Below are 26,126 nucleotides of genomic sequence, written 5' to 3'. Positions count from 1 at the left end.
ATGACATGGCAAATCCCTTCGAGAAGCGCGCAACAGAATATCTTCGAGAAGACGAAGCTGCGTTTCTCTCGCTCGTAAGCCCGGAACCGCTCCGAACGTATCTGGGCGACGCAGCCAAGCGTGGACAACTTTTCGAGAAGCTCATCCGCATTGTAGGGACGCCCGGGAGCGGCAAGACCACGCTTGCAACACTTCTTGAAGCACGCATGGTTGAAGCAGTCCTTTCGGATCCGGAAAAGGATGGGTATTCGGATATCATTCAGGCACTCGAGGCCTGTCAGTTCATCCAGAAAGGGCAGCAAAAGATCGCGGCCGTTCGGCTTCCGCTGGAAGGGGAATATCGCGATTTCTGGGAGCTGCCCTACGACGAGACGCTTCGGACAAAGCTTGTTCTCGCCCTTATTCAGGCGCGCGCCGTATTGGGCCTGGTTCGTAATCTGGAACGTCGATCTTTGCGCCTTGAAAGATGCAAGGACACTATATTGGCATGACCGCCCGCTTGATGCGCAGAATGATCTGCCGAAGTTCCTCGTGCAAGTGAAGTCGACGGAAAAGTCAGGCGCGCCACCCCGGATAAAGCTGTCGGCGCTGAAGCACCTCGTTGATGCGGATTTGCCAGCAGCGATCGCGGTGCTGTTCTTTATTCAGGGTGGGAAGGTGCCGGTGCGCAAGACCGAGGATAAGGTCCGGATTGGCGGGTGCTTGAGCTCGGTAATGCGCCTGGTCGTATCTCGACGCGAACGGGCGATCTAGGTTTTCATTCATATTCGCGGTGTGCGGATCATTGCCTGCTCGATCCAAATCGCGAGTCTCTGGCCTCCGTTCACCTAGAAGAGTCGAGGGAAGGCATAAAAATCAATTATTAATTGACTCATCGATTTTCTGCGTTAATTTTGGCGGCGGGAGAACCGTTCGCGTGATTCTCTGATCACAATTGGTGACGCAGCGCGTACTGATGGCAGGTCCGCGAAACGGGCACTGTTCGTACGGCGAGCGTATCGCGAACGACGCCGAACATGTCACGAAGATTGGGGCACCGATTGAGCAGCTCACTACGAGCTCGTGACCCTACGGAGTGGTAGGGCCGACCGGTTAGATTCTAAATCGAGCCACCTACAAAGGCAGCGGAGAAACCGTTGATGAATGATCTAGACAATGCCTCGATCGAGACGAGCCGCGCAGCGTTCGTTGCGCCATCGGCGGCGCTGTTCGGCAAAGTAAGCTTGGGTGAGGGAAGCAGCGTCTGGTTTAATAGCGTCATCCGGAGCGAGCACCGATACGTTTCGATAGGTCGCTATTCCAACGTGCAGGATCTAGCCATGCTGCATGTAGGCGCGCAACATCCAACTATTGTCGGCGACTATTGCTCGATCACTCATAAGGCGGTCCTGCATGGATGCTCGATCGAGGATTACTGCCTGATCGGAATTGGCAGTACGATCATGGATGGTTGTGTCATAGGAAGAGGATCGATCGTCGCCGGGCATACTTTCATCCCAGAGGGAACGGTGATCCCACGTGGATCGGTGGTCATGGGATCGCCCGGTAAGGTAGCGCGTGAGCGCGATTCATCGGTAGCCAACATCGCCAATGCGCTTCTGTACTACAAGAACGCCACGGCTTACGCCGCAGGCAACCATCGTGCATGGGTCGGTTTAACTCCGATTGATATTAAGAAGGAGGCGGAGCGGCTCGCTAAGCAGCTTGGCATCGGCTGAGGGCCCGAGGAGATATCGCTCCGCCTCGATAGAGAAGTTTCAGGAACTGACGGCTGGGCGTATCCGACTAGATAACGATTATTCAGCCTATGATCGTTTCCGCGCAGCTTACCGGAATCACCAGCTTATTCACTCTATCAGGCGCTTGCCCAGAGGGACCATCGACGGAACGGTTGATCGGCCCGCTCCTATTCCCGTCCATGCTTCTAGCCAAGTATCACAACAGCGGGGGGCCGACATATTGTAGCACAGAGCTCCTTCTGCACGCAGCCAGAAGCCGCTTTTGGTTCACTTCTCCCGTTCGCGGGTGCGCGGCCGTAGTTGCCAGTCTGGGGCGCACTATCGGACAGGCGTTATAGGCATTTCCATCTGTTCAAGCTTGCCGCCTGAAGCTCTCTGTCGGTGCTCTTGATTGTTCAGGAAGCTGTATGGGAAGATAGCTGGAATCGTGCTGGCCTGATCAAGGCGCATTATCTGATCGCGCGTTAGAACGAGGTCGACCGCAGCAATGTTATCGCCTACCTGTTCACGCGTGCGGGGGCCAATGATAGGAAACACTCGCTTCGACGAAACCCAAGCGATGGCTACTTGACTTGGAGACGCTCCCGTTTCGATTGCGAGCGCGAGTACGGTATCCAAGATTGAGGTTCGTTGCTTGGTATCCTCCGGTTGAAAGACACGACCTCCAAGCCCTTGCGCGCGGCCGGCCTCACCACGACGATACTTGCCGGTAAGCATTCCTCCGCCCAGCGGCGACCACGCGACGGTACCTAAACCCAGTGACTGAGCCATTGGAATCAAATCGTGCTCGCCGGTTCGTTGAACGAGACTATACTCGATTTGGAGACCAGCTATTGGCAATGATCCCCTTAGCTCTGCGATTGTCGCGCCACGCGCTATCCGCCATGCCGGGAAATTTGAGAAACCGGCATAAAGGATCTTTCCGGCGCGCGCCAAGTCGTCGAGCCCTCTGAGAATCTCGTCGATCGGCGTAAAACCATCTGCGTAGTGAACCCAATAGACGTCGACCCGGTCGGTTTGCAGTCGCCTAAGGCTTGCTTCAAGGGACGAAACCATGGCCTTCCGACTGTTGCCCGCGGCAAGTGGGCTGCCGCCTTGAACCGAGGTCTTGGTGAACTTCGTCGCGAGGACCACGTCTTCTCTACGACCGGCTAGGAGCCGGCCCAACAGCTCCTCTGACTCACCGGACTGGTAGCTATCAGCTGAGTCAATGAAGTTCCCACCGGCATCGACGAACGCATCGAGGATCTTTGCCGATTCGTCCGGCGGGGCGCCATATCCCCACCGCGTACCGAAATTGGCGGTGCCCAAAACCAGTTCCGATACTCGTAGACCGGTATGATTTCCGAACGTCCGATACTTCAAGAGTATTCTCCAAATCTGCTCTTTCGGCCGCTGGCGTTCCGCGACGCGACCCTGGACGCACTAGCCATTCATCACAGGATCAGCATGATAAGCCACTCTGCGATCAGAGCGGGCTTCTCTTCATTTTCGATTTCTACGGTGAATTCGAAGGTCTGCATAAAAGTTCTAGGGTCCTTTTCGACAAGATCGGAAAGAACGAAACGACCTCTGACGCGCCCGCCTGACCGAACTGGAGCAGTAAATCTCAGCCGATTTGCGCCGTAACTAATCGCCATTGTCATGCCGTGCACGCGGGGCGCGTTGCTCTCCTCGAACATAGCCCGCAGGAGCGAAAGGGTAAGTAAGCCGTGCGCTATGGTGCCTCCGAATGGAGTCAGTTTTGCTCGTTCGGGATCGGTGTGGTGGAATTGGTCATCGCCAGTCAGCTTGGCGAATTCGTTGATCATCTCCTGGTCAATTACGAACCACTTTGACAGCCCAATCTCTTTACCGACCAGCTTCCTCAGCTGGTCGATACTGATTTCCTTCCGGTTTTCCATGCCAGGTTGCCTTGCGAGCCGTGAATAATAGATATCTGCAGGATAATCGACATTAGCATGATCGCTCGATCGGACGACCTAGGTCAAGCCAATAAATCGATTTTTGGTTGACAAATTGATTTCAAGGGGCAGAGTCGCTGGCAAAGAACCAGCGGCGGCAAGCTGCTGTCAGATAGGCGGTGGGAATGACCAGGATGCACCTAGAGCGGCAGCACAGCAGATGCTTCTGCACAATGATCGGCCCCGGCTTGGATTGCGTAAGTGAGCGCCGGACGGCGTCGCTTATGGTCCTGCAGTGCGGCTTGTATCCCCGACCTTCTTGCCGGTTGTCCCCACGCAGCTCTCTAGAGGGTTGGAGCTAGCCAAATGCAGGCTTCTGTCGACACGCATGACGGCGCCGATCCTGGGTTTCGGGCAGCGAGGTTCATTAGGCCGCGCATCCAAGTCGAACGACGGGGCGACGGGACGATCATTCTTCGATCCGACGGTCCAGAGGGCAAACCACGGTCGAACTTCATCGAGCATATCCGATATTGGGCAGAGCTGAGGCCGGCTCGCACATTCTTGGCCGAGCGTGGTACGGACAATCAATGGATCAAGCTGACTTATAAGGAAGCTTGGCGACGTATCTCAGCCATCGGTCAAGCTTTGGTCGATCGCGGTCAAACCGCGGAGCGACCGGTTGCGATCTTGTCCCAGAATTCGATAGCGCATGCGATGATCGCGTTCGGCGCAATGTCGGTGGGAATTCCAGCTGCGCCCATTTCACCTCAATACAGCCGGCTCGAGGGCGGGTTGGAGCGTCTTAGGCATATCGGCGAGGTGCTCCGTCCGGCGGCGGTATTTGCTCAACAACTCTCCGGGTACGAGTCAGTTAGACAGATACCTTCTTTCGCAGGTGCGGAGTGGATTGTCGGCGAAAATGATAAGGGGGCCACATCGTTAGACGATCTTCAAAACGTACGTCCTGAGTCCAAGTTCGAGTCAGCGTTCGAGGCTGTTACAACCTCTACGGTCGCCAAGATCATCTTCACCTCGGGATCGACTGGTCTCCCGAAGGGGGTGATGAATACCCATGGCAACATCTGTAGTTCCGCTGTTGCGGTCGGCGAGATGTTCCCCTGGGATGACGAGGACTATGTTCTCGTCGACTGGCTCCCGTGGCACCACTCACTGGGGGGAACAAACAACGTAAGTAACGTCATCTACAATGGCGGCACGATGTACATAGATCGAGGGAAGCCGCTTTCGTCGGAAATCAGCGAGACCGTTCGTAACCTCAAGGAAATATCCCCCACGTTCGTGCAGGGCGTGCCTGCCGCCTTCGCAGCGCTAGCGGACGTGATGGAAGCGGATGAAGAGCTGTGCGAAAGCTTCTTTCGTCGTCTTTGTTATGTGTCGTACTCAGGAGCTAGCCTTCCCCAAGAAGTGTGGAGCCGCTTGCAGGCATTGTCGATCAAGACGATCGGCAAGAAGATCGCATTTCTTTCGGCGTGGGGGGCAACGGAAGCGGGACCTGGCATTAGTTCAACGTGTTGGTACACGGACGGCCACGGTGAGGTTGGGGTTCCGTTGCCCGGGCTTGAAGTTAAGCTCGTCCCGCTCGGCGATCGGTTTGAAGCGCGCGTTCGAGGCGCGGCGGTAACTCCAGGGTACTGGAGATGTCCGGAACTGACCGCTGCAGCCTTCGATGAAGAGGGCTTCTACAAGGTCGGTGATGCCATGCGCCTCGTCGATGCTAACCACCCGGAACAGGGAATGCGGTTTGCCGGACGGGCAAGCGAGAATTTCAAACTCGTCAGCGGCACGTTTGTGAATGTCGGGGCGCTACGTCTGGCCGTTCTTTCTGCGACCAATCCACTCCTACAGGACGTCGTTGTTGCAGGTGAGGGGCGGGACGATGTTCGAATTCTCGCATGGCCGAGCCCGTCCGGTTGTGCGAATTGGATGCGCAATGAAATAGCGCTGCACACCAACCCCGACGTTCAAAATGCTGTTCGAGAAGCCTTATCCCAATACAACGCGGCCAACCTAGGTAGCTCGCGTCGGGTCGCCGCCTTTCATCTTCTCGCAGAGCCGCCCTCTCTCGGTAAGGGTGAGACCACCGACAAGGGCTACATCAACCAGCGCGGCGTTCTCGCTGCTCGGTCGGTCCTGGTCGAGGATCTGTACGCGAGATCCCCGCCCGGACATGTGATCGTCCTCTGAGAATGGTCAGGGCACGCGAACCTTCTACAAAGTTTAATCGAAGAATTGCTGAAAGGGGGAAGCATATGACGATACCGACCGTGGTGAGCTCGCTGAGCGACGAGATCAAGCTAACCAGCAGTCCGACAGTATTGCGGAGGGTGGGATGGCGGATCGTGCCCCTCGTTACGTTAATGTTCCTTTCTTCCGTTATTGATCGGGCGAACGTCAGTTTCGCCGCGCTTTCAATGAATCATGATCTTCAAATCGATCCGGCGGCGTTTGGGGTCGCCGCGGGATTGTTCTTCTTCGGTTATTTTGTATTCGAAGTCCCTGCGAACGTCATATTCCTTCGCCGCCTCGGCGCGCGCATTTGGTTGGCTCGGATCTTGATGACTTGGGGGCTCATCTCTGCGGGGACTGCTTTTGTCTCGACCACCGCGCAGTTCTACATTCTTCGCTTTTTCCTCGGTGTTGCAGAGGCCGGATTTGTACCATGCATCATCATCTATCTCGCGGCGTGGTTCCCGGATAGTGTCCGCGGTCGCATCACCGGCGCAATGTTCATCGCGCTGCCACTCGCAAACGTCATCACCGGCCCTTTATCGAGCTACATGCTTGGCTTGAGCGCATTTGGACTGAAGGGTTGGCAACTGATGTTCATCGTGGAAGGCCTGCCTGCGGTCATACTTGGCGTAGCGGCCTTTGTCTGGATGTCGGATGATCCTTCGTCGGCAAAATGGCTCAACAACGATGAAAGAGCCGAAATGGTGAGGATACTGTCGCGCAATAAGCCGGAACCGCATCATCTGGCGCTGCGCGACGGTTTCTTGAGTGCAACCGTCTGGTGGCTAGCGGCCATTCTGTTCTGCTTTACGGTTGGCATTTGGGGTTTCGTGTTTTGGGGACCGCAAATCCTAAAGAGCCTCGCGGGTGTCTCGAACGAACGCGTTGGACTCTTGATGCTCATTCCCAATGTGATCGCGATCGTCGCGGTCGTCCTTTACTCGCGTCACTCCGACTGGCGCAAAGAACGACGGTGGCATATTGCCGTCGCGGGGCTCGTTGCTGCTCTCGGCTTTGTCCTCAGCTTTCAGAGTTCTGACACGGCCGTCATCATATTTTCGTTCTGTCTGATCGCTGCTGGGGTTTACTGCTCGGCTCCAATCTATTGGACGATACCAAGTACTGTGTTGGCAGGATCGGCTGCCACAAGTGGAATTGCCGTCGTTAACTCGATCGGAAACCTGGGCGGCTATGCGGGACCCTACTTGATCGGAAAATTGCGCGAGTCGACGGAAGGGTTTTCCGCAAGCCTCACCGCGATCGCCATTTTTCTATGCATCGGAAGTATCTTAATCCTGGCGATGCCTCAGCTTCGGCGAACACCAAAAGGGCGTGCCTGATAGCGCAGGATCGCATCCCGCGGTATCAAGCGGAAGTCGGCAAAGGAAGAGCGCCCGCGAGTGCGGGCGCGATCTCGCGGATCGAAGCTATAGAACGAGCAGCGCCGTTTTCAGCGGCGCACGATTGCTAAACCACGCGGCGGCATCAACGGGCACTTGGGGAGGATGTGAGCAACACGCTTGGTCGGCCCAGAGGCCACAAAGAATGGGAGCCGTTCCCTCTCGTGGCGATGATGTCGATCAGTGCGTCATCAATGACTCTGCCGGCGACCGTCAACGCGACTGAACCGGCGTTCTCGTTGGTGTCGCTGCTCAGCCGTGCAGGCTCGCACCGAATCCGTCCTAGTCCGGTTCAATCTGCCCACTGCGTCTCGATCACAAATATTCGATCGGGGTTGAGAATGTTGTTGGGATCGAGCGAGCGTTTGAGCGTCTTCATCAATGCCACCTCCTCCGGAGTGCGACTGTGATGAAGGTAATCTCTCTTATCGATGCCGATCCCATGCTCGGCAGAGATTGATCCCTGATATTCCCCGGTAATGCGGTAGAAAATTGCCTTGATATCAGCCGTGACATCTCCGAGCGCAGCATCGTAGTGAACTGCAACGTGAAGATTGTTGTCGCCAAGATGAGCAATGGTACTTACGGAAATTGGTCCCAAGGCGGTGCGGAGGCGAGCCTTGAGAGCTTCAAGGTATTCAATCATCAGATCAAGGCGCATGCTCACATCAAAAGCGACGAAGGGCGATCTCTGCCCAACGGCCTCAAAGGCCGCTTCGCGGATACGCCAGATTGCACGAGCATCCGCGGTAGACTTGGCGATGACGGCGTCGTTGATGATATTCTTGCGCAAAGCGTCTTGGAGGACGCTCTCGAGCCGATGAGCGCTCTCCAAACCAGCAACCTCGATCAGAGCATAGAAGGGACTTCCGAGTGGAAGCGGGGCCCGAACAAACGGAAGCAAAATTGCCAATTCATAATATGATTCCCACATCGCCTCGAATGCAAACAGGCTTCCTTCCAAGTTATCGCGCATATGTCCAAGAAGAGAGACGAGCGCCGGGAAACTCGGTACGGCGCAGATCGCGACAGCATTCTCATTCGGCTTAGGAAAAAGGCGTAGAATAGCTTTGGTAACGATCCCAAGCGTTCCCTCACTTCCGATGAAGTTCTGCTTTATGTCATAACCCGTGTTATTCTTGAGATATGGATGCATGGAGTTCACGATCGTTCCATCCGCAAGAACAACCTCCAATCCTAACACTAGCTCGCGCGTCATCCCAAATCGTATGACCATCGTGCCGCCTGCGTTAGTGGCGATCACGCCGCCAATAGTTGCGCTTCCGCGTGCAGCAAGATCGAGTGGAAAAATGAGACGATGTTCCTCAGCGCTTTCTTGAACCTGCTGTAGCGTGATGCCGGCTTCAACCGTCATCGTCTTCGCGTTCCTATCCAGCGCAATGATCTTTGACATCCGCTCAAGCGAGACGACAACTTCATTGCCTTTGGGCAAAGCGGCCGATACCAGCCCTGTCATGCCCCCTTGAGAAACAACTCGCCAGCTCCTCGTGTTGCAATACTCAAGAAGCCTAGAGAGCTCCGCGACTCCGGACGGCCGGACTACGATCGCTGGCGGAGCGACCGGCCGGCCGAACCAATCCGTAAAGTACTTAGGGCTGATGCCTGGGCCGGCAAGAATGCTGTCGGGTGGTAGAATGGAGGATATTCCGTCGATCCTAGCATCGTATTGCATCGTCTCCTCCTTGCCTTCTCGAGAACCCGAACAGCTTGAGCTATGCATCCGCAGGCTGGTCCAGAGGGGCGCCCAACCAGGCTCTCAGGGCCGTATTGACGGATGAGGCGCGTTCGCTTTGCAGGGGTTTATCTGGCTCATGACCACGGAAAGCTGATCGGCCGAGCAACCACAGCTATTGATAGTCCGACGACTAGCATGATGAGCCGTCCGAGGCGGACGTCCTGCTCCTGGATGTTAGGGCCGCGCGAGAGCGTGTACGTAATCATCCAACACTCCATGAGTTGCTCCCCGTAGCCGATCGAGGCGAATTGGGTGGCCCGATCCATTCTTGCATTCCAAGGTCGATGATTTCAACGAATAAATCGATTTCGATCAATTTAATGCATTATCACAGGAGTGCCTGTTGGGGAAGGTTATCAACCCTTGCGTTTGGACAGGCCTTGCTCGGTAGTATGACAATTGACATGCAAACTGGTGGAATCCATCATCGTGCCGATGTGGGGCGTGAGAGTTCACCGAAGTCGAATGCGGCCCCGAATGTAGTTTCTACGCAGCCGGACAAACCCGGCTGCTTCCTTTGTTGACGGAGTAGCAGGTATGGTCTCAGAGGCTGCCTCCATGAAGCTTGAGCTCTATGGCGCGAAGACAGGCAACTGTTTGCGTGCGGCGGTCGCTCTCAGCGAGGCTGGCCTTTCTTACCAGGTCCGAAGCATTGATATCGCTGGCGGGGAGCAACGAGGTCAGGCATTCAAGCGCCTGAATCCGACAGGCAAGATCCCGGTTCTCCTCATATCCCGTTCTCCTGATGTCGAAGCGCTCGCAATATCGCAATCCAGCGCGATTATGTTTTTTGCGGATCAACAGGCGCCTGGCCGGCTTCTACCGGCCGTTGCGTCCCCGAGCCGCGCAAAGGTTCTGGAGGCCTTCTTTTACTTCACAAGTGAAGTAATTGGCGTAAATGGAATCGCGTTCAATCTCTTCCGCGGCGGGTACACCGACGCAGCTGGAGAACTTACTCAACGCTATCTCACCTCAATGATCGAGTCCGAGCGCTTTCTCAGCCAGGCTGGCTTCATGGGCGGTGATGACTTCTCGCTGGCGGACATCGCTGGGTATACCGTGATCAGATCCGCGGCTGATACACTGCCTTGGGAGCGACTTCCTCGGCTCGCTGCCTGGCGCGATCGAATTGCCCAGAGGCCAGGTTTACAGAGAGGGATGGCTGCGTTTGATGCTGTCAGCGGGAGTTGATTGTGGCCCGCCGATGTTGATGCGGCCGGAGCAGCATGATCCGGTTGCAAGTTCAAAAGAGGTAAGCAATGGACTTCCACTACTATGAGCCGTCAAAGGGCCGCGGGTTGAAGCATAACCCATTCTACGCCATCATCGCGCCCCGTCCGATTGGCTGGATATCGTCGCTCAACGCACAAGGGCATCTCAATCTTGCGCCATATAGCGTTCTTCAACGCGTTCCTTTACGATCCACCCATTATCGGATTTTCATCGATATCCTGGAAAGACACGGTGAAGAACGTGTCCGAGACAGGAGAGTTCGTCTGGAATTTGGTCACGAAAGACCTGGGTGACCGAATGAATCGGACGTCGGCGCCCTTCGAGCACGGCGTCAGCGAATTCGAAAAGGCGGAACTCACGCCGGTCTCTAGTCGCATTGTGAAGGTTCCTCGTGTTGGCGAGAGCCGAGCCGCAATGGGGTGCGAGCTTGTTGAAGTGGTCGGGCTCAAGCACGCTACCGGCGCGCCAGCGGAGGGCTGGCTGGTTCTTGGCAAGGTCGTCGCGGTGCGCATCGACAAGGCTCTGATTAAAGATGGTGTCTACCAAACTGCGTTGGCCAATCCGATCCTTCGGGCCGGTCGCGAAGGGGACTACGTCGAAGTTACCGAAGAGGCGGTGTTTGAGATGGAGCGGCCGACCGGCAGCAGCAATCCCGCGCGTTTCACGGCTCATAGTTGTGGCCATATCGATGTCTCACGTGAATTAGTTGGTCACCCGATTGGCGGCAGGGGCCGATTGGTGCTCTCATAAGGTGTAAGTGACGACCCGTCCCTTTATTCACCAGCTTAAGCGTGTTTCGATCTCGAATATGACACAGCACGACTTTGAAACGATTGCGCGCTTTGTCTGCCCGAAGTGCAAGCGCCATGTCTCCACCAACGTCGCCGTGCCGGAGCCGAGCTTCGATTCTGAGCCGGCTTCGGACACCGTTTCAGAAGGTGCGGTTGAGGTTTTATGCCCAAGATGTGGGGCGGCCTTTAACGGGCACTGCTTCAGCACCGTGAACAGCTGCGAAATCACTCTCGACGATTTCGATGAAACAACGGTTGAGGCTGGCCTTGCGCAGTACGTACCCGATGAGCCCTGACTGGATTGACTACGATCCGCCTGACGATCCGCTTGGGATATTCCTCGACACTTATCACCACACTGGCGAACTATTGGCAGAGCAAGGTGGGGAAGCATACCTTTACGCCCGAAGAATCGGTCACCGAGGAGATGCCTGGGTAGCACCGAGTATGAGTGCGCGCGCCGTGGGGTAGCGTGAGCGGCTTTCACCTGCTTCGACGGATGCGTAAGGAAGCAGCCTCATTGAGTGGCGGTTAGCCATTCCGACGAGTTCTTCCTACGAGACGGGGGCAGGCTCGACCATCAAAAGGTAGCAGGAATCACGATCCTTGACCGAGCAACAGACCCGCGACTTCTAACCGTAGCGGTCCGCAAAATCATCAATAAGCGTTGCGAATACAACGGCTTAGCGTCCGTTCGGCCAAAGAGTTCGCCTGTCGAAAAATTTTCGAAGCGCCTGCTTGTATGTCGCGAGGCAACGGCGTATTTCTATATAAGAGCATATGCTCCTATTTGAAAAGGATACGTTCAATGAGCAAAGCGGACATCCTCGTGAGTGGCGCGACCGGACGCACGGGAGGTGCGGCGATCGACGAGTTGTTGAAGATGGGGCAAAAGGTGAGGGCCTATGTCCGCGCGGACGATGATCGGGCGGCTTCCTTCAGGAAGCGCGGCGTCGAGATCGCGGTTGGCGATTTCACCAATATCGATGCGATCCGAGCGGCACTCGAGGGAATTCGAGCTGCCTATTTCCTTCATCCGATTCGGCCAGGCATCCTCGAAGCTACCGCATACTTTGCACAAGCTGCAAAGGAGGCTGGAGTCAGCGCGATCGTCAACATGTCGCAGATCTCCGCGCGTCGGGAATCAAAGAGCAACGCAGCTCAAAACCATTGGGTCTCCGAACAGGTGTTCGACTGGTCGGGCGTGGCAACGACACATCTTCGGCCGACATTCTTCGCCGACTGGCTCGTCTACCCTCACTTCGCGAAGGAAATCTGGGCGAAGAAGCGGATTGAATTTCCCTTTGATGGAGGCCGTCACGCGCCCATCAGTACGCCTGATCAGGGGCGGGTCATTGCCAAGCTTCTGGTGAACCCCAAGGGGCACGAAGGAAAGGTCTACAAGCTGCATGGCCCGGTCGAGATGGATTTCGACCAGATCGCTGTGGACATGAGCGAAGTGCTCGGAGCCAAGATCGCGTTCGCCCCAATTTCAATCGACGAGTTCCGCCAGAGGATGGAAAATGTCTACAAGTTCCATCCGTTTCTCGTCCAGCACCTGGTTGAGGTCGCGCAGAACTACAAGGAAGGCATTTTTGCCGGGACGAACGATGCGGTCGAGAAGATCACGGGAGAGCCGGCGCTCTCCGTGGCTGAGTTCGTCGCCCGCAACAAGAAGGCGTTCGCTTGAAGCAGACGTGGGCATCGAAAGTTGTCGTGGCCTTACAACGCAAGGACGAAAGTAATGCTGTCGGACAGCCGCTCTCACGTGATCGACAAATGCAGTTGTTCCGCCGTGAGACGGGCTGCCCGGCAGATATCGCGCTTCTATGATGCTCACCTAGAGCCCGCGGGCCTTAGGATTACGCAATACTTGATCCTGGCCACCGTGAGGGAGCTTCACTGCGTTCCGGTGAGCGTCCTTGCCGAACGGCTCGATATCGAGCGCACTGCGATGGGGAGAATGGTAGCTCTTCTCGAGCGCAATGCCCTTGTGGTCATTCGGCCATCACCCTCAGACAGCCGAAGCCGAATAGTTGCGCTCACTCAGGAGGGGGTACGTACAGCCGAAAAGGCTGCGGCCCTTTGGCGCGAAGCGCAGCGTCGATTTGGTGAGTTGAATGGAGGCACGGATGGAATGCGGTCTCTGCGGGAACGACTCGAAGGTCTGGTGGTCGTATCGGCAACGACGGAATAACGATAAAGCTGGTATCTCAGTCGCAATACTGAGGCGAAAAGGCCCTCTGCCGCGGCTTGTTCACTTTCCTATAAGCTCCTTGAGTATGCCTCCGTAGCGGCTGAAAGCCTTTGTGAGGTGGCTTTGATCCGCGAAGCCGTATCGTATCTATGGGTCACTATAACCAGTAAGGCGCTAAGGAGCTGCTTGTGATCAAGAGCAGATTTGCCAAACTATCGGACGTCAACTTGCACTATCTCGATGGGGGTGAGGGCGAGGCCGTCGTTCTCCTCCATGGCTGGCCACACACGTCCCATGCTTGGCGCCATGTCATGCCGGTGCTGGCCGAGCATTACCGCGTCATTGCACCCGATCTCAGAGGGCTTGGAGATAGTTCTCGGCCGGCTACCGGGTTCGATAACGCGAGCGTTGCTGGAGATGTCCTCGAATTGATAGAGGCGCTGGGGATCCAAAGCGTCTCGTTGGTCGGTCACGATTGGGGTGGTCCTGTGGCGTTCGCCGCGGCGCTTCTGGCTCGTCAACGCGTCAAGAAACTGGCAATTGTCGATGTCGTGCTTCCGGGGGACGGTCGCGTGGCCGGATCTGGTCAGGGGGGTGCACGTTGGCACCATCTTTTTCACCGTACGCCTCATCTGCCCGAGGCGCTGACCGCTGGCCGAGAGGAGATTTACCTCAGTTGGTTCTATGACGAGTACAGCGAGCGGCCTGGCGTCATCGGTGCATCTGATCTCGCGGAGTACGTGCGCTGCTACTCGAAGCCCGGCGCTATGCATTGTGGTTTCGAATATTATCGGACGGTCGAAGTATCATCGGCATTTGTAAAGGAGCGTATCGCTCGAGATGGCAAGCTAAACGTCCCCGTCTTGACTGTTGCGGGCGGTGCTGGCCGAGGGCGGGGCGATGAAACGGCCGATAGTGTGGGGCGATTGGTGATCGACCTAGAATCGCACGTTATTCCGGGCTGCGGTCACATGGTGCCCGAGGAGGCGCCGGAAGAACTGAGCAATCTGCTGCGAGCGTTTCTCAGCCGCCCGGCCTGAAACGTCGTTATGCAACCATTCTGGAATAATCAATAATATAGAAAAAATCAATTTTTTTATTGACAGCGGTTGCTTCCAAGCCCTTAAAGGGCTGGGCCGGTGTGCCAAGAGCGCCAGAGACCCGGTCAGGGAGGAGACGAAGGCCATGACAAACAAGGAAGACAAAAAGCGGCTTCGCTCACGAGAATGGTTCGAAAACGCCGACGACCCGGTGTTGGCTTCGCTCTACACTGAACGATATCTGAATTTTGGACTGACGAGAGAGGAACTCCAATCGGGGCGCCCGATCATTGGCATCGCCCAGACAGGCAGTGATCTTTCGCCCTGCAATCGAAGCCACCTTGAACTTGCCACCCGCGTGAAGGACGGCATCAGAGAGGCTGGAGGCATCCCGCTCGAGTTTCCGGTTCATCCAATCCAAGAGACCGGCAAACGTCCGACGGCCGCCCTCGATCGCAACCTGGCGTATCTGGGACTCGTGGAAGTGCTGTTCGGCTATCCAATTGACGGCGTCGTGCTGACGACGGGCTGCGACAAGACTACTCCGGCTTGCATCATGGCCGCGGCAACCGTGAACTTGCCGGCGATAGTCCTGACCAACGGGCCAATGCTCAATGGCTGGTACAAAGGAGAGCGCGCCGGCGCGGTAAGCATCGCCTGGAAGGTGCGGGCGCTCTATGCAGAAGGCAAGATTACAGAGCAGGAACTGACCCGAGCGATTACTGCCGGGGCGACGTCGGTTGGTTATTGCAACACGATGGGTACCGCGTCGACCATGAATTCGTTGGCGGAGGTTCTCGGGTTGTCATTGCCAGGCAGCGGGACCATACCCGCGGCCTATCGGGAGCGCGGAGAAGTCGCATACAAGACGGGTCGCCAGATCGTCGATCTCGTCCGAAGGGACGTGCGTCCTTCCGACATCCTTACGCGACAGGCGTTTGAGAACGCGATCGTCGTGAATACCGCGCTGGGAGGCTCTAGCAACGCGCCCATTCATATTAACGCGATTGCGCGACACGTCGGCGTTCCACTCGAGATGGCCGACTGGGAATTGGGGCATAAGGTCCCGCTTCTCGCGAACGTCCAACCGGCAGGTAAGTACCTCGCAGAAGACTTTCATCGGGCTGGCGGCGTGCGCTCGCTGATGGGCGAGTTGTTGCGAAATGGTCGTCTACACGGTGATGCGATGACCGTGAATGGAAAGACGTTGGCCGAAAACTGCGCGGATGCTCAAGTCGAGGATCCAGATGTGATTCGGTCTGTCTCAAATCCGGTCAAGGAAGATGCTGGATTTATTGTGCTCACAGGCAATCTGTTCGACTCGGCGATCATCAAGACATCTGTGATTACGCCGGAGTTCAAAAAGCACTATCTTTCTAACGCTCATGATCCGGAAGCATTTGAGGCGAGGGCGGTCGTCTTTGAAGGACCAGAGGATTATCGGCGCCGTATCGACGATCCCAGCCTTGAAATCGACGAGCACTGCATCTTGATCATCAGGGGGGCTGGACCTGTTGGCTATCCTGGCGCCCCGGAAGTGGTGAATATGCGACCGCCGGCGAGCCTCCTGAAGAAGGGGGTGACTGTGCTTCCTTGTATTGGAGATGGGCGCCAATCAGGAACGTCTGCGTCTCCCTCTATCTTGAACGCATCGCCAGAAGCCGCCGTTGGCGGAGGTCTTTCGATTGTGAATACAGGGGATCTATTGCGAGTCGATCTCCGTCAAAAGCTGGTCAATCTGCTTGTTTCCGAAGACGCTATCGCTCAGAGGCGCAAGAGCCTGCAGGAGCGTGGTGGGTTCGCCATCCCTCCCAGTCAGACACCCTGGCAGGAAATTCAGCGCTCGCTGGTGGACAGTCTCTCGGATGGCATGGTGCTGAAGCCGGCGGTCGGATTTCAACGCCTCGCCGAAACGAAGGGCGTCCCGCGGCATCCTGTGTGAGTTGCTGCTGAGCGCGGACGATCCAATAAGGTCGTCCGCTTGATAGCGAATAGGGCAGGATTCTGTCCAAACAGGAAATCGATTTTTTGTATTTAAATCGATATTTATGTGACGGCATCAAATGTCCGATGGAGAGAATTCCGTGATTCAACATAAATACGCGTCTTTGAGTGCCGTTAGGATGCATTACCTTGAGGCCGGAGCGGGCGACCTCGTCTTGTTGCTTCATGGATGGCCTCACACTTCTCATTCCTGGCGCCACGTCATTCCCGAGCTCTCGAGACACGCGAGGGTTATCGCGCCCGATCTAAGGGGGCTTGGCGATACATCTAGGCCGCTGTCAGGTTATGACAACGCAACGGTCGCAGGCGACGTCCTGGAGCTCATTGATCGTCTTGAAGCGAAGACCTTCTCGGTGGTCGGTCACGACTGGGGAGGGCCCGTCGCTTTCGCTCTCTGTCTTATGGCTCGGTCGCGAGTGAATAAGCTCGTTCTCGTCGACAGCGTACTTGCAGGCGACGGCCGCTCGGCCGGCGGATCCCAAGGTGGAGCGAGATGGCACCACCTATTTCATCGTACACCGAACTTGCCCGAATTCCTCACCGCTGGGCGTGAGGCGGCGTACTTGAGTTGGTTCTACGAAGAGTACAGCGAGCGCGGAGGCAGTGTTACTCCCGCTGATCTTGCTGAATACGTCCGAACGTACTCGCAGCCGGGCGCAATGAGATGCGGGTTTGAATACTACCGGACAATCGATGCGTCTGCGGCCTTCGTTCAGAAGGCAATTAAAGCGGAAGGCAAGCTGAACGTGCCGGTCCTCAGCGTGGCGGGCGACTCCGGTCGAGCAAGAGCGAACGAAGCCAAAGAGAGCATCCAACTATTGGTCGAGCAATTGGATCACCGATTGATACCTTGGTGCGGCCATCTCGTCCCTGAGGAAGCTCCCGAGGAGCTACTGCAGCATCTTGTTCCGTTTCTAGCTCGGTAATCAACAATCATTAGGGGAGTCCAAAAATGACGGAGGGAACCACAGTTCGGCATGGCTGGCTGGTCGTGTCGCTTCTTTGCTTGCTCTATGTGGTCGCATTTATCGATCGGCTGATCTTGGCCCTTCTCGTGCAGCCACTCAAAGCGAGCTTCGACGTGTCGGACTTTCAGATCGCGCTCCTATTTGGGACTGCGTTCGCGCTGGTGTTCGGTGGTTTCGGTCTCCCATTGGGCAGATTGGCCGATCGAATGAACCGACACAAATTGATCGTGTTTGGCGCGGTCGTTTGGACGGTCTGCACGATCCTTTCGGCTTTCGCGCCAAACTTCGCGACCCTTGTGCTTCTGAGGGGTGGACTAGCGTTCGGCGAAGCCGCCCTCATTCCCGCGGGATACTCGCTGATCGCGGACCTATATGAAAACGAAACGAAACGGAGGAGTGCGTCGAGCTTCTTTGCCGCCTCCGGGACCTTGGGGGCATCCTGCTCGTTCATAGTAGGCGGGATGATCCTGACCGCAATCGCGTCGATGACGGCGGGCGGAAGAGCATTTGGATTCCAGCCCTGGCAGGCCGTTTTGATCTCTGTCGGCGTTCCTGGCCTCGTATTAGCGTTAGTCTTTGCGGTATTCGCGAAGGAGCCGGCGCGACGCGATCGAACAGAAAAGCATTCCCATCCGTCACTTGCTGATCTGTTTGCGCACGTGCGCCAGAACGTCGGGGTATTTGCGGGGATGTTCGGGGGAACGGCATTGCTCTTCGTCGCGGTCTATTCCGCGACCGCTTGGGTACCAGAACTCCTGGTGCGTAGCTACGGGGTCCCGATCAGCAGAGCCGGATTCCTGTTTGGTCTCGTCCTAATGTTCGCAGGGCCTGTCGGCAGCATTGTCGTTCCGTGGTTCGTCAAGACTGTTGGCGCCCGATGGCTGAATACCGCCATCATACAGTCGGCTGTTGCAGTCGTGGGGGGAGCCATTCTGATAATCGGCTATCTGCAGTCGGATGCCACGATATTCCTGGTGCTGTTCGCGCTCGGAGCCCTGTTGATCATTGGATTGTCCAGTGATGGCATTATCAGCATTCAAATGCTGGCTCCTGATCGCATGCGAGCGACATTGGTGGCGGCCATCGTGTTCTTGAACATCCTTGTCGGTCTCGGGGTTGGCCCGGCAGGAGCAGCCGCAGTCATGGCCAACGCACCGGTTCAGTATCAAACCCTGAACGTGGCGCTGTCGGTCATGGCGCTATTGGGGACGCTGTCCTCGGCTCTGTTCTTCATGCTTGCGGGATTGAGCTTCTCGAAAGACCGATCGAAGCTTGGCGTCGGTGCGCTCGTATCTCAGTAGCGAATTGTCAGCGAGGGCATTCGCGCGTCGAGAAAAAAGCGCGGCGCAAAAGCGAAGTATCGGGAGTGTAGGCGAGGTACGATGAAGAGCTATCAAGTCACGGAATTCAATGCGCCGTTGAAGGAGGTCGAGCAGTCGACTCCGCAGCCGAAGGGCACACAGGTCCTGATCGAGGTGAAGGCGGCAGGTGTGTGCCATAGCGACCTCCACATTTGGGAAGGTGGCTATGAGCTCGGTCACGGACGCAAGCCGCTTTCCTTGCGCGATCGCGGCGTGTTGTTGCCACGCACTATGGGGCACGAAACTGTCGGCGAAATCGTCGAGTTCGGGTCGGATATTAATGAGGCTGACAAGAACGGTTTGAGGGTGGGCGACGTTGTGCTTGTCTATCCGTGGCTCGGCTGTGGCGGGTGTTCGATGTGCCTTGCTGGTGACGAGAATATGTGTCTGAAGCCCCAATCGCTCGGCGTCTATTGCGATGGCGGCTACGCCGACCACATGATCGTCCGGCACCCCAAATACCTGCTCAACCTGAAGGGGCTGGATCCAGTCATGGCCGCGCCGTACGCGTGCTCGGGTGTCACGACCTATAGTGCGCTTAAGAAGGTTGAGCAGGAGTTTGATTCCCCGATTGTGATTGTTGGTGCCGGTGGCCTCGGCCTGATGGCGTTGTCGCTACTGAAAGCGATGGGTGGCAAGGGCGCGATTGTCGTCGACATCGATGCCAAGAAGCGTGAGGCAGCCGAGAGGGCTGGCGCGCTGGCCACCGTCGACGGCAGTGCGCCGGACGCACTAGAGCAGCTCGCCATGAAGGCAGGCGGACCGATCAGAGCGGTGATCGACCTCGTCGGCAGCACTAGCTCTGTTCAACTCGCCTTTGACTGCCTGACAAAGGGTGGAAAGCTTGTGATTGTCGGCCTGTTTGGCGGCGGTGCTCCATGGGCGTTGCCACTGATCCCGTTGAAAGCCCTGACTATCCAAGGAAGCTACGTGGGCAATCTGCGCGAGACCCAGGAGCTTCTCGATCTCGTGCGCGCGAAGAATATCGAGCCAATTCCCGTCACGCCGACGCCGCTCGCGAGTGTCAACAGTGCTTTGGATGATCTGCGGAAGGGGCGACTCGTCGGCCGCGCGGTGCTCGTGCCGTGACGTCTCGATGCTTGCGATCATATGCAGCTGACGATCTACGCGAAATCGGCAGCGTGGTTGCTAACGGATGCGCTCTCGGAATTGAGCAGAAGCTGCGGCCCTGGGTGACTTCGAGATCGCTCGCAGGTGTCCTTACTCGTCAGCTTGTCACGGGCGAGGACACTACCGCACGCCATCCAAGAGCGGCGCCAGTTAAGGGGCCAATGCTTCACTGACGTCAAAGTGAGCATTCGCCACGTTTATCAATTGTGCGGCGATCCTGCCGATCGAACCAATGAGGCTTGTAATGGAAGATGTTCTCGCGAAGAAGACCATCACCGTCCTTGGTAGGCGGATGGCGTACCATGAACGAGGCGAAGGTGCGCCAATTCTGTTTCTACATGGCAATCCGACTTCGTCATACCTTTGGCGAAATGTGCTTCCGGCGCTGCGCGGCCAGGGAAGATTGATCGTACCGGATCTGATCGGCATGGGAGACTCCGAAAAGCTCCCGAATTCAGGTCCGGAGACCTACACTTTTGCGACGCATCGCGAATTCCTATGGAAGTTCATTGATTCAGTGACCGGCGACCGAGAGAAGATCGTACTGGTCATCCATGATTGGGGGTCAGCGCTTGGCTTCGACTGGGCAAATCAGCATCGGGATCGCGTTCGGGCCATCGCCTATATGGAAAGCTTTGTTCGGCCTGTCGCCCGCTGGTCGGACTGGAACGATGAGCGTAGGCCCCTGTACCAAGCTCTTCGTTCCGAAAAAGGCGAGGAGATGATCCTCGAGCAGAACATATTCATCGAGAAGGTATTCCCAAGCTCCGTCATCCGCCCCATGTCGGAAGCGGAAATGAACGAATATCGCAGGCCGTTTCTCAACAAAGAGGATCGATGGCCGACCCTGACGTGGCCACGTCAGATCCCGATCGAAGGAGAGCCGGCGGACGTACACCAGGTCATGAGCGCCTACTCAAGCTGGATGTCCGAAAACAACCTGCCAAAATTGTTCATCAACGCTGAGCCAGGAAGGATCGTCTTTGGTTCAGCTCGAGAGTTCTGCCGATCCTGGAAGAATCAGACCGAGGTAACCGTAGCGGGCATCCACTATATCCAAGAAGACTCGAGCCCCCAGATCGGCAAAGCAATCGCAACCTGGCTTTCGGAGAAGGTTGAAAAGGGGAGCGAAAAATAATGTCGACGGACTTCGTAAGAGGAGCGTTCTCGAACGCGCAAGGCATTTTCCAAAGCCGAGGAGTGCAAAGCCATGGTGCCTAAGTCAAATCGCCAAGTCCTGCTCAAGAGTCGTCCGGTAGGAATACCGCAAGCGTCTCATTTTGAGGTCGTGGAAACGCCCTTGGTCGAACTTGCGTCCGGTCAGTTTTTGGTGCGCAATCGCTTTCTTTCTATCGATCCTGCGATGCGGGGCTGGACCAATCCGACCCAGAATTATTCAAAGCCGGTCGCCTTGGGCTCTGTCATGCGCTCGTTTGCCGTTGGCGAAGTCGTCGCTTCGCGACATGACGGGTTTGCGGTCGGCGATGCCGTTGTCGGGATGCTGGGCTGGCAGGAGTACGCGCTGACGGACGGCGCGAACGTCCGCTACAAGGTTGTAGATAAGGATCTGCCACTTTCCACTTTCCTAGGTGTCTTGGGACTTAATGGGTTCACTGCCTATCTTGGTCTGACGGAATTCTGCGTACCGAAGCCAGGAGACACATTCGTGGTGTCTTCGGCCAGCGGTGCGGTTGGCTCAGCCGCCGGTCAGATTGCTAGTATATATGGCTGCCGAACCATCGGCATCACCGGCGGTCGCGACAAGGTGAAGGTTTGCCTGGATCAATTCGGCTTCGATGCGGCGGTTGACTACAGGAGCCCGGACTTCGAGGAGCGCTTGAAGGAGGCCGTCCCAACCGGCGTGGATGTGTATTTCGACAACACGTCGGGATCCATTTCGGATGCGGTGATAAAGAATCTTGCGAACGGCGCCAGAGTAGCGATTTGCGGGACTGCGTCGATCGCGGATTGGGAGGCTTGGCCGACCGGCCCGCGGGTCGAGCGTCACTTGCTTGTCAAGCGCGCCCGGATGCAGGGCTTCGTCAACCTAGACTATGACCACCAGTACGACGAAGCGGTACGCCGTCTCGCGACGTGGGTAAGGAATGGGCGATTGAGGTACCGAGAAGATATCAGGGAAGGGCTAGAGACGGCGCCATCCTTGATTGCGGAGCTATATGAGGGGACACACACCGGCAAGTTGTTGGTCAAGCTCTGACGCCTTCCCTCGGCGGTTATCTAGCGACGACGCTACTTCCTCGACGCCCCGGCTTCGCGTGAGGAAACTTCAAATCAGCCCGCCTCAGTGACAGGCGATCGTTCCAACAGCCGCGATTGGGCCCGGGACTACCGGAGCTCAGGGCCAACCAGGTCGAGAGGACCTAACCATGAGCGAAGAGCCTCTTTCAAAAGCAACCGTCGAAGTGCTCGGTCGCCGCATGGCCTTTCATCAATCGGGGGAAGGGGCGCCCCTACTTGTCCTGCATGGCAATCCGACGTCTTCCTACTTGTGGAGGAACGTTGTTCCGGCTCTACGCCCACTGGGGACCGTCATCGTTCCTGACTTGATCGGAATGGGCGAATCCGAAAAGTTGCCGGATGTTGGGCCGCAGACCTATCGGTTCACGACCCATCGCGAATACCTGTGGGCGTTCATCGATCGAATCGTGCCCAAAGATCAAAAGGTCGTCCTAGTAATTCATGATTGGGGCTCAGCTCTAGGCTTCGACTGGGCCAATCATCATCGCGATAGAATCCGCGGCATCGCCTATATGGAGGGTATAGTGCGGCCGATCGCGGATTGGGCCGAATGGAATAAAGCCGCGGTACCGATCTTCCAAGGCTTCCGCTCCGAAAGCGGGGAGCAAATGATCTTGGATAAGAACCTCTTCATTGAAAAGGTTTTGCCGGGTTCGATCTTGCGAAAGTTGTCCGAAAGCGAGATGGCCGAGTATCGCCGGCCGTTCCAGAAGCGGGAGGACAGGTGGCCTACGCTTACTTGGCCGCGGCAACTCCCGATCGCCGGCGAGCCTGCTGACGTCACGGCCATCGTCGCGGCATACGCCGAATGGATGAAGGAAAATGAGCTGCCTAAGCTATTTATCAACGCTGAACCGGGAGCAATCCTAACGGGTCCGGCCCGCGATTTTTGCCGGTCGTGGAAGAATCAAGCAGAGGTGACCGTAAAGGGCTCGCATTTTATCCAGGAGGACTCGGGACAAGAGATCGGCCAAGCAATCGCTGACTGGCTGGTGGCTGCAACAGTTTGAGTAGAACTCAGCCAGCCGAAGAGGCGGCTTTCCCTCGTTTTACAAGACCGCCCTGGATCAATATCTCCGTGGTGAGGCGCATGTGCGTTGACATGAGCTTCGCCGAAAGAACCGGATCCTTGGCGATCACGGCATCTGCGATCTTGGAATGTTCCTTATCTAAGTCTCTCTTTTTTCCGGACGTTGCCGCGGAAAGCCAGCGGTATCGGTCGCTCTGTGTGGTCAGCATCTCGCGCATTCTGAGCAGCCAAACGTTGTCGCAAGCTGCGACCAAAGAGGTATGGAAAAGCGAATGAGCGGAAGCCCAGTTCGGCGAGAGGTTCTTGCCGCTAGCGTCGAATCTGGGGGTATGCAGAAGTCGATGCAGCGAGGCAACGATCGACGTTTCCCAATTGAGGTCACCATTCTCGATCGAGCGAGCCAGGCACAAAGTCTCGATGTGCACACGAGCGTCTGTGAGTTGGACTAGGTCGTCAACGGATATGGGAGCAACCCTAAAACCGCGCTGGGGTTCGGCGATCACCAATCCTTCAGAGGTCAACCGCGCCAAAGCCTCCCGCACCGCACTGAGGTTGACTGACAGGGTCTCGCACAAGGTAGAAATCTTGAGCTTCTCCCCCGGACGAAGATCGCCGTTGAGGAGCTTCGTGCGAAGGTCCTGATAGACGCTTTGGGTCAGACTCGAGGCGAGGGTCATTGTCATTCTATTGTCTTACTTCGAAAGCTCGAAAAACTCAACTTTTACCTTTATGGCGACTGTTGACCGGAATCGTGCATTTTTAGCAACAACAAGCATTCGGCCGAAAAATCAATTTTTTATTGACTAATGGATTTTTATGTCGTTCTTGGGTCTTCGAAGAAGGGAGATCAACATGCGGTTTGCTCGATTTTCAGACCGCGGCAGGCTTGGCCTGGCCGCTGCAGCGAAAGACAACAAGTTCAAAGGGCTGACGACCGGAGAAGGGGGCTATCCCGGAGATCTGACTGATCTGATCAAAAAGGGGCGTGGTGCCCTTCAGGCCGCTTACGAAGCGCTTTCCAAAGGAGCGTCAATCGACCTGGACGCCGTAACGGTGCTCCCTCCACTGGGGAATCCCGGAAAGATCATCTGCATCGGGCTAAACTATGTTGATCACACCGCCGAGACTGGCTTTCAGCAGCCCGAATATCCGATGGTGTTCAGCCGGTTCACCTCCACTTTGATTGGGCACAACGCGGCGATCGAGCGTCCTCGGATCTCCGAACAGTTGGATTATGAAGGTGAGTTTGTTGCCGTCATCGGTTCGTCTGCAAGGCATGTCGGCAAGGCCGACGCCCTGAAGCATGTAGCTGGCTATTCGCTGTTCAATGATGTTTCTGTGCGCGATTTCCAACGGCGCACGCCGCAATGGACTGTAGGCAAGAACTTTGATGCAAGTGGCCCCTTTGGGCCATACTTCGCAACGGCCGATGAGTTTCCGCCGGGTTGTCGGGGGCTCAGGTTGCAGACCCGATTGAACGGAAGGACCGTCCAGGATGCGAACACCAACGATCTGGTGTTTGACCTCGAAACGCTGATCGTAACCTTGAGCGATGCGTTCACCCTCGAGCCGGGGGATATCATCGTCACCGGTACGTCAGCCGGAGTCGGTGCGGGACGAAAGCCACCCTTGTGGATGAAGGCTGGCGATGTCGTCGAAATTGAACTCGAGGGCTTCGGCGTGCTCCGTAACACTGTTGCCGACGAGGCGACATAGCGCGGCGTGGGAGCTTGGCCGCAAGGGGCGGTGAGCTAGTCCGCCTCCCGAACGAGTGGCTAACGGAAGGATGTCGCGGCGCCCGGATCCGTGTGGAGGTGGATTACCTCACTTGGTTTTGGCTGCCGCGATCAAATAGAACAAAAGGGAGAAGCCATGGCGCTTCCGTCGGAGGTTTGGCTGCGCCTGGTCGCTGTGATCGTGTCTGCATTCAGCTTGATCGCCGCTGGCGTTTGCTGCTCCACAGGCGTCTTTTGGTCAATTCCGAGTACCCTACTGAAGGGAACCTCCGCGACTAGTGGCGTTGCCCTGTCCGATTCGTTCGGCAATCTCGGTGGTTACGTTTGGGCCTTGTCTCATCGGAAAACTGAAAGAGGGGCGGATTCATTCGCGCCAAGTTTGGTCGCGATTGCGGTTTGGCTGGTTCTAGCGATGCCGCAGCTCAAGTACTTGTGGAAGCCATCTCGGAAGGGCAGCCCGTGACTCGCTTCGCCCTCTTCGGTCCAATCGTAGGTCTGATTTCAACGCTCTAACTTAGAAGAGGTACCAATGTCACCCGAACACCATGCGACCCAGGATTTTTGGAACAGTGCCCGGGCGGGCGAGGCGTTCCCGACCCAGTGGGCCCGTCGGCTGTCGGTGCCCGAAGGATACCGTATACAGTTCGAAATTGCCGACCGGCTTGCGCAAGCCGGCAATCCGCGAGCCGGATGGAAGGTCGCGACAGTCAACAAGATTCTGCAAGAGCAACTCGGAGTGACCGAACCATTCTTTGGTTCCGTTCGAGGCAAATCTGTTTTTGAAGCAGGATATCGGCTCCCCGCATCGAGCTACTGCAAACCCCACGTGGAAACCGAAATTTGCTTTCGCGTGACGAAGGGCATCGAGATCGCGACGACCGCGGAGGCGGTTCGTCAGTGCCTGGACGCCTGCTATCCCGCGTTTGAATTGGTCGAGAAGCGCTGTCCGGTGCCGGACTTGGGCGTCGCGCTGGCGGACAATGCCGAACACGCGGCTATCGTACTAGGAGCGCCGGTCGAGGTTACAGACGATATCGCGTTTGGTGACGAAGGTGTTTCACTTTACTTCAACGGTAAAGAGGTTGGCACCGGACAGGGCTCGGCCATTCTTGGCGATCCCGTTAGATCCGTCCTTTGGTTGAACGACAAGCTAAGGGAGTTTGGACGCACGTTGCTGCCGGGGCAGCTGGTTATGAGTGGATCGATCATACGCCAGTTCCCGGTGAGCCCGGGAGATCAGGTCGAGGCGAAGTTCTCGACCCTCGGCAACGTTCAGATCGCCGTATCTGACTAACCGATTGCTGCGTCGATAGCGCGCGGCACC

The 26,126-nt window shown here is 56.5% G+C and carries 23 protein-coding genes and 1 pseudogene; 20 read left to right on the top strand and 4 right to left on the bottom strand.

All coding sequences use genetic code 11. The features are described 5' to 3' along the window. Nucleotides 1-5 precede the first annotated feature (5 nt). The 3 genes from ACVW1C_RS13075 (at nt 6) to ACVW1C_RS13065 (ending at nt 1,718) form a co-directional block, all read left to right on the top strand. Nucleotides 6-491: a hypothetical protein gene (locus tag ACVW1C_RS13075; RefSeq protein WP_456758775.1), complete on the top strand. Its 486-nt coding sequence runs from the start codon at nt 6-8 to the stop codon at nt 489-491. Then, nucleotides 460-753 carry a hypothetical protein gene (locus ACVW1C_RS13070; RefSeq protein WP_456758774.1) on the top strand — a complete coding sequence of 98 codons (294 nt, stop codon included), beginning with the start codon at nt 460-462 and terminating at the stop codon, nt 751-753. The genes ACVW1C_RS13075 and ACVW1C_RS13070 overlap by 32 nt, the downstream gene beginning before the upstream one ends. Before the next feature lie 386 nt (nt 754-1,139). After that, nucleotides 1,140-1,718 carry a gamma carbonic anhydrase family protein gene (locus tag ACVW1C_RS13065; protein ID WP_456758773.1) on the top strand — a complete coding sequence of 193 codons (579 nt, stop codon included), beginning with the start codon at nt 1,140-1,142 and terminating at the stop codon, nt 1,716-1,718. Between the two features lie 339 nt (nt 1,719-2,057). Here ACVW1C_RS13065 and ACVW1C_RS13060 read toward each other — a convergent pair whose 3' ends face one another. Both ACVW1C_RS13060 and ACVW1C_RS13055 read right to left on the bottom strand, forming a co-directional pair. Continuing rightward, on the bottom strand, nt 2,058-3,104 hold the full coding sequence (locus ACVW1C_RS13060; protein WP_456758772.1) for an aldo/keto reductase: 1,047 nt from the start codon (nt 3,102-3,104) through the stop codon (nt 2,058-2,060). A 71-nt stretch (nt 3,105-3,175) separates the two neighbouring features. Next, entirely contained in the window at nt 3,176-3,643 is a 468-nt protein-coding gene (locus ACVW1C_RS13055; protein WP_456758771.1) for a MaoC family dehydratase, read from the bottom strand. 366 nt (nt 3,644-4,009) lie between these two features. Here ACVW1C_RS13055 and ACVW1C_RS13050 point away from each other — a divergent pair, with 366 nt between their 5' ends. Together ACVW1C_RS13050 and ACVW1C_RS13045 are read left to right on the top strand one after the other, a co-directional pair. Continuing rightward, nucleotides 4,010-5,851 carry a feruloyl-CoA synthase gene (locus tag ACVW1C_RS13050; RefSeq protein WP_456758770.1) on the top strand — a complete coding sequence of 614 codons (1,842 nt, stop codon included), beginning with the start codon at nt 4,010-4,012 and terminating at the stop codon, nt 5,849-5,851. Nucleotides 5,852-5,916: 65 nt separating this feature from the next. After that, nucleotides 5,917-7,236, top strand: a complete 1,320-nt coding sequence (locus tag ACVW1C_RS13045) for an MFS transporter (protein WP_456758769.1) — start codon at nt 5,917-5,919, stop codon at nt 7,234-7,236. 352 nt (nt 7,237-7,588) lie between these two features. Here ACVW1C_RS13045 and ACVW1C_RS13040 read toward each other — a convergent pair whose 3' ends face one another. Further along, entirely contained in the window at nt 7,589-8,989 is a 1,401-nt protein-coding gene (locus tag ACVW1C_RS13040; protein WP_456758768.1) for an FAD-binding oxidoreductase, read from the bottom strand. A 621-nt stretch (nt 8,990-9,610) separates the two neighbouring features. On the opposite strand from ACVW1C_RS13040, the gene ACVW1C_RS13035 reads away from it, so the two are divergent. The 13 genes and pseudogenes from ACVW1C_RS13035 (at nt 9,611) to ACVW1C_RS12975 (ending at nt 23,046) form a co-directional block, all read left to right on the top strand. Then, on the top strand, nt 9,611-10,243 hold the full coding sequence (locus tag ACVW1C_RS13035; protein WP_456758767.1) for a glutathione S-transferase family protein: 633 nt from the start codon (nt 9,611-9,613) through the stop codon (nt 10,241-10,243). Between the two features lie 68 nt (nt 10,244-10,311). After that, nucleotides 10,312-10,921: pseudogene (locus ACVW1C_RS13030) on the top strand (flavin reductase family protein); the annotation flags it as partial. 121 nt (nt 10,922-11,042) lie between these two features. After that, a complete protein-coding gene (locus ACVW1C_RS13025) occupies nt 11,043-11,372 on the top strand; it encodes a hypothetical protein (protein ID WP_456758766.1) in 330 nt (109 codons plus the stop codon). 512 nt (nt 11,373-11,884) lie between these two features. Further along, nucleotides 11,885-12,766, top strand: a complete 882-nt coding sequence (locus ACVW1C_RS13020) for an NmrA family NAD(P)-binding protein (protein ID WP_456758765.1) — start codon at nt 11,885-11,887, stop codon at nt 12,764-12,766. A gap of 54 nt (nt 12,767-12,820) precedes the next feature. After that, nucleotides 12,821-13,273, top strand: coding sequence for a MarR family winged helix-turn-helix transcriptional regulator (locus ACVW1C_RS13015; protein WP_456758764.1), 453 nt, complete (start codon nt 12,821-12,823; stop codon nt 13,271-13,273). Nucleotides 13,274-13,461: 188 nt separating this feature from the next. Continuing rightward, complete coding sequence (locus ACVW1C_RS13010) at nt 13,462-14,313, top strand: alpha/beta fold hydrolase (protein ID WP_456758763.1); 852 nt, start codon at nt 13,462-13,464, stop codon at nt 14,311-14,313. Nucleotides 14,314-14,458: 145 nt separating this feature from the next. After that, on the top strand, nt 14,459-16,255 hold the full coding sequence (locus tag ACVW1C_RS13005) for an IlvD/Edd family dehydratase (RefSeq protein ID WP_456758762.1): 1,797 nt from the start codon (nt 14,459-14,461) through the stop codon (nt 16,253-16,255). A 121-nt stretch (nt 16,256-16,376) separates the two neighbouring features. Continuing rightward, on the top strand, nt 16,377-17,243 hold the full coding sequence (locus tag ACVW1C_RS13000) for an alpha/beta fold hydrolase (protein WP_456758761.1): 867 nt from the start codon (nt 16,377-16,379) through the stop codon (nt 17,241-17,243). A 26-nt stretch (nt 17,244-17,269) separates the two neighbouring features. Continuing rightward, nucleotides 17,270-18,586, top strand: coding sequence for an MFS transporter (locus ACVW1C_RS12995; protein ID WP_456758760.1), 1,317 nt, complete (start codon nt 17,270-17,272; stop codon nt 18,584-18,586). A gap of 81 nt (nt 18,587-18,667) precedes the next feature. Then, nucleotides 18,668-19,735 (top strand): alcohol dehydrogenase, encoded by a 1,068-nt coding sequence (locus ACVW1C_RS12990; protein WP_456758759.1) that lies wholly within the window; start codon nt 18,668-18,670, stop codon nt 19,733-19,735. 286 nt (nt 19,736-20,021) lie between these two features. Further along, a complete protein-coding gene (locus tag ACVW1C_RS12985; protein ID WP_456758758.1) occupies nt 20,022-20,915 on the top strand; it encodes a haloalkane dehalogenase in 894 nt (297 codons plus the stop codon). 72 nt (nt 20,916-20,987) lie between these two features. Beyond that, complete coding sequence (locus ACVW1C_RS12980) at nt 20,988-21,995, top strand: NADP-dependent oxidoreductase (RefSeq protein ID WP_456758757.1); 1,008 nt, start codon at nt 20,988-20,990, stop codon at nt 21,993-21,995. 169 nt (nt 21,996-22,164) lie between these two features. Further along, nucleotides 22,165-23,046, top strand: a complete 882-nt coding sequence (locus tag ACVW1C_RS12975; protein WP_456758756.1) for a haloalkane dehalogenase — start codon at nt 22,165-22,167, stop codon at nt 23,044-23,046. Nucleotides 23,047-23,053: 7 nt separating this feature from the next. On the opposite strand, the gene ACVW1C_RS12970 is transcribed toward ACVW1C_RS12975, so the two are convergent. Then, entirely contained in the window at nt 23,054-23,749 is a 696-nt protein-coding gene (locus ACVW1C_RS12970; RefSeq protein WP_456758755.1) for a GntR family transcriptional regulator, read from the bottom strand. Nucleotides 23,750-23,918: 169 nt separating this feature from the next. Between ACVW1C_RS12970 and ACVW1C_RS12965 the strand changes: the two genes are divergently transcribed. Continuing rightward, complete coding sequence (locus ACVW1C_RS12965) at nt 23,919-24,782, top strand: fumarylacetoacetate hydrolase family protein (RefSeq protein ID WP_456758754.1); 864 nt, start codon at nt 23,919-23,921, stop codon at nt 24,780-24,782. 549 nt (nt 24,783-25,331) lie between these two features. Then, complete coding sequence (locus ACVW1C_RS12960) at nt 25,332-26,096, top strand: 2-keto-4-pentenoate hydratase (RefSeq protein WP_456758753.1); 765 nt, start codon at nt 25,332-25,334, stop codon at nt 26,094-26,096. Nucleotides 26,097-26,126: the final 30 nt, after the last annotated feature.

Source organism: Bradyrhizobium sp. USDA 4011 (genome assembly GCF_054063415.1).
Note: the sequence above shows the minus strand (reverse complement) of the source record. Positions and strands in the feature narration are given on the sequence as shown.

Excerpts from the sequence above, each read along its gene's own strand:
- ACVW1C_RS13075 (WP_456758775.1), top strand. The coding sequence starts at position 6 with ATGGCAAATCCCTTCGAGAAGCGCGCAACAGAATATCTTCGAGAAGAC.
- ACVW1C_RS13065 (WP_456758773.1), top strand. The coding sequence starts at position 1,140 with ATGAATGATCTAGACAATGCCTCGATCGAGACGAGCCGCGCAGCGTTC.
- ACVW1C_RS13055 (WP_456758771.1), bottom strand. The coding sequence starts at position 3,643 with ATGGAAAACCGGAAGGAAATCAGTATCGACCAGCTGAGGAAGCTGGTC.
- ACVW1C_RS13050 (WP_456758770.1), top strand. The coding sequence starts at position 4,010 with ATGCAGGCTTCTGTCGACACGCATGACGGCGCCGATCCTGGGTTTCGG.
- ACVW1C_RS13045 (WP_456758769.1), top strand. The coding sequence starts at position 5,917 with ATGACGATACCGACCGTGGTGAGCTCGCTGAGCGACGAGATCAAGCTA.
- ACVW1C_RS13040 (WP_456758768.1), bottom strand. The coding sequence starts at position 8,989 with ATGCAATACGATGCTAGGATCGACGGAATATCCTCCATTCTACCACCC.
- ACVW1C_RS13035 (WP_456758767.1), top strand. The coding sequence starts at position 9,611 with ATGAAGCTTGAGCTCTATGGCGCGAAGACAGGCAACTGTTTGCGTGCG.
- ACVW1C_RS13020 (WP_456758765.1), top strand. The coding sequence starts at position 11,885 with ATGAGCAAAGCGGACATCCTCGTGAGTGGCGCGACCGGACGCACGGGA.
- ACVW1C_RS13015 (WP_456758764.1), top strand. The coding sequence starts at position 12,821 with ATGCTGTCGGACAGCCGCTCTCACGTGATCGACAAATGCAGTTGTTCC.
- ACVW1C_RS13005 (WP_456758762.1), top strand. The coding sequence starts at position 14,459 with ATGACAAACAAGGAAGACAAAAAGCGGCTTCGCTCACGAGAATGGTTC.
- ACVW1C_RS13000 (WP_456758761.1), top strand. The coding sequence starts at position 16,377 with ATGTCCGATGGAGAGAATTCCGTGATTCAACATAAATACGCGTCTTTG.
- ACVW1C_RS12995 (WP_456758760.1), top strand. The coding sequence starts at position 17,270 with ATGACGGAGGGAACCACAGTTCGGCATGGCTGGCTGGTCGTGTCGCTT.
- ACVW1C_RS12990 (WP_456758759.1), top strand. The coding sequence starts at position 18,668 with ATGAAGAGCTATCAAGTCACGGAATTCAATGCGCCGTTGAAGGAGGTC.
- ACVW1C_RS12985 (WP_456758758.1), top strand. The coding sequence starts at position 20,022 with ATGGAAGATGTTCTCGCGAAGAAGACCATCACCGTCCTTGGTAGGCGG.
- ACVW1C_RS12980 (WP_456758757.1), top strand. The coding sequence starts at position 20,988 with ATGGTGCCTAAGTCAAATCGCCAAGTCCTGCTCAAGAGTCGTCCGGTA.
- ACVW1C_RS12975 (WP_456758756.1), top strand. The coding sequence starts at position 22,165 with ATGAGCGAAGAGCCTCTTTCAAAAGCAACCGTCGAAGTGCTCGGTCGC.
- ACVW1C_RS12970 (WP_456758755.1), bottom strand. The coding sequence starts at position 23,749 with ATGACAATGACCCTCGCCTCGAGTCTGACCCAAAGCGTCTATCAGGAC.
- ACVW1C_RS12965 (WP_456758754.1), top strand. The coding sequence starts at position 23,919 with ATGCGGTTTGCTCGATTTTCAGACCGCGGCAGGCTTGGCCTGGCCGCT.
- ACVW1C_RS12960 (WP_456758753.1), top strand. The coding sequence starts at position 25,332 with ATGTCACCCGAACACCATGCGACCCAGGATTTTTGGAACAGTGCCCGG.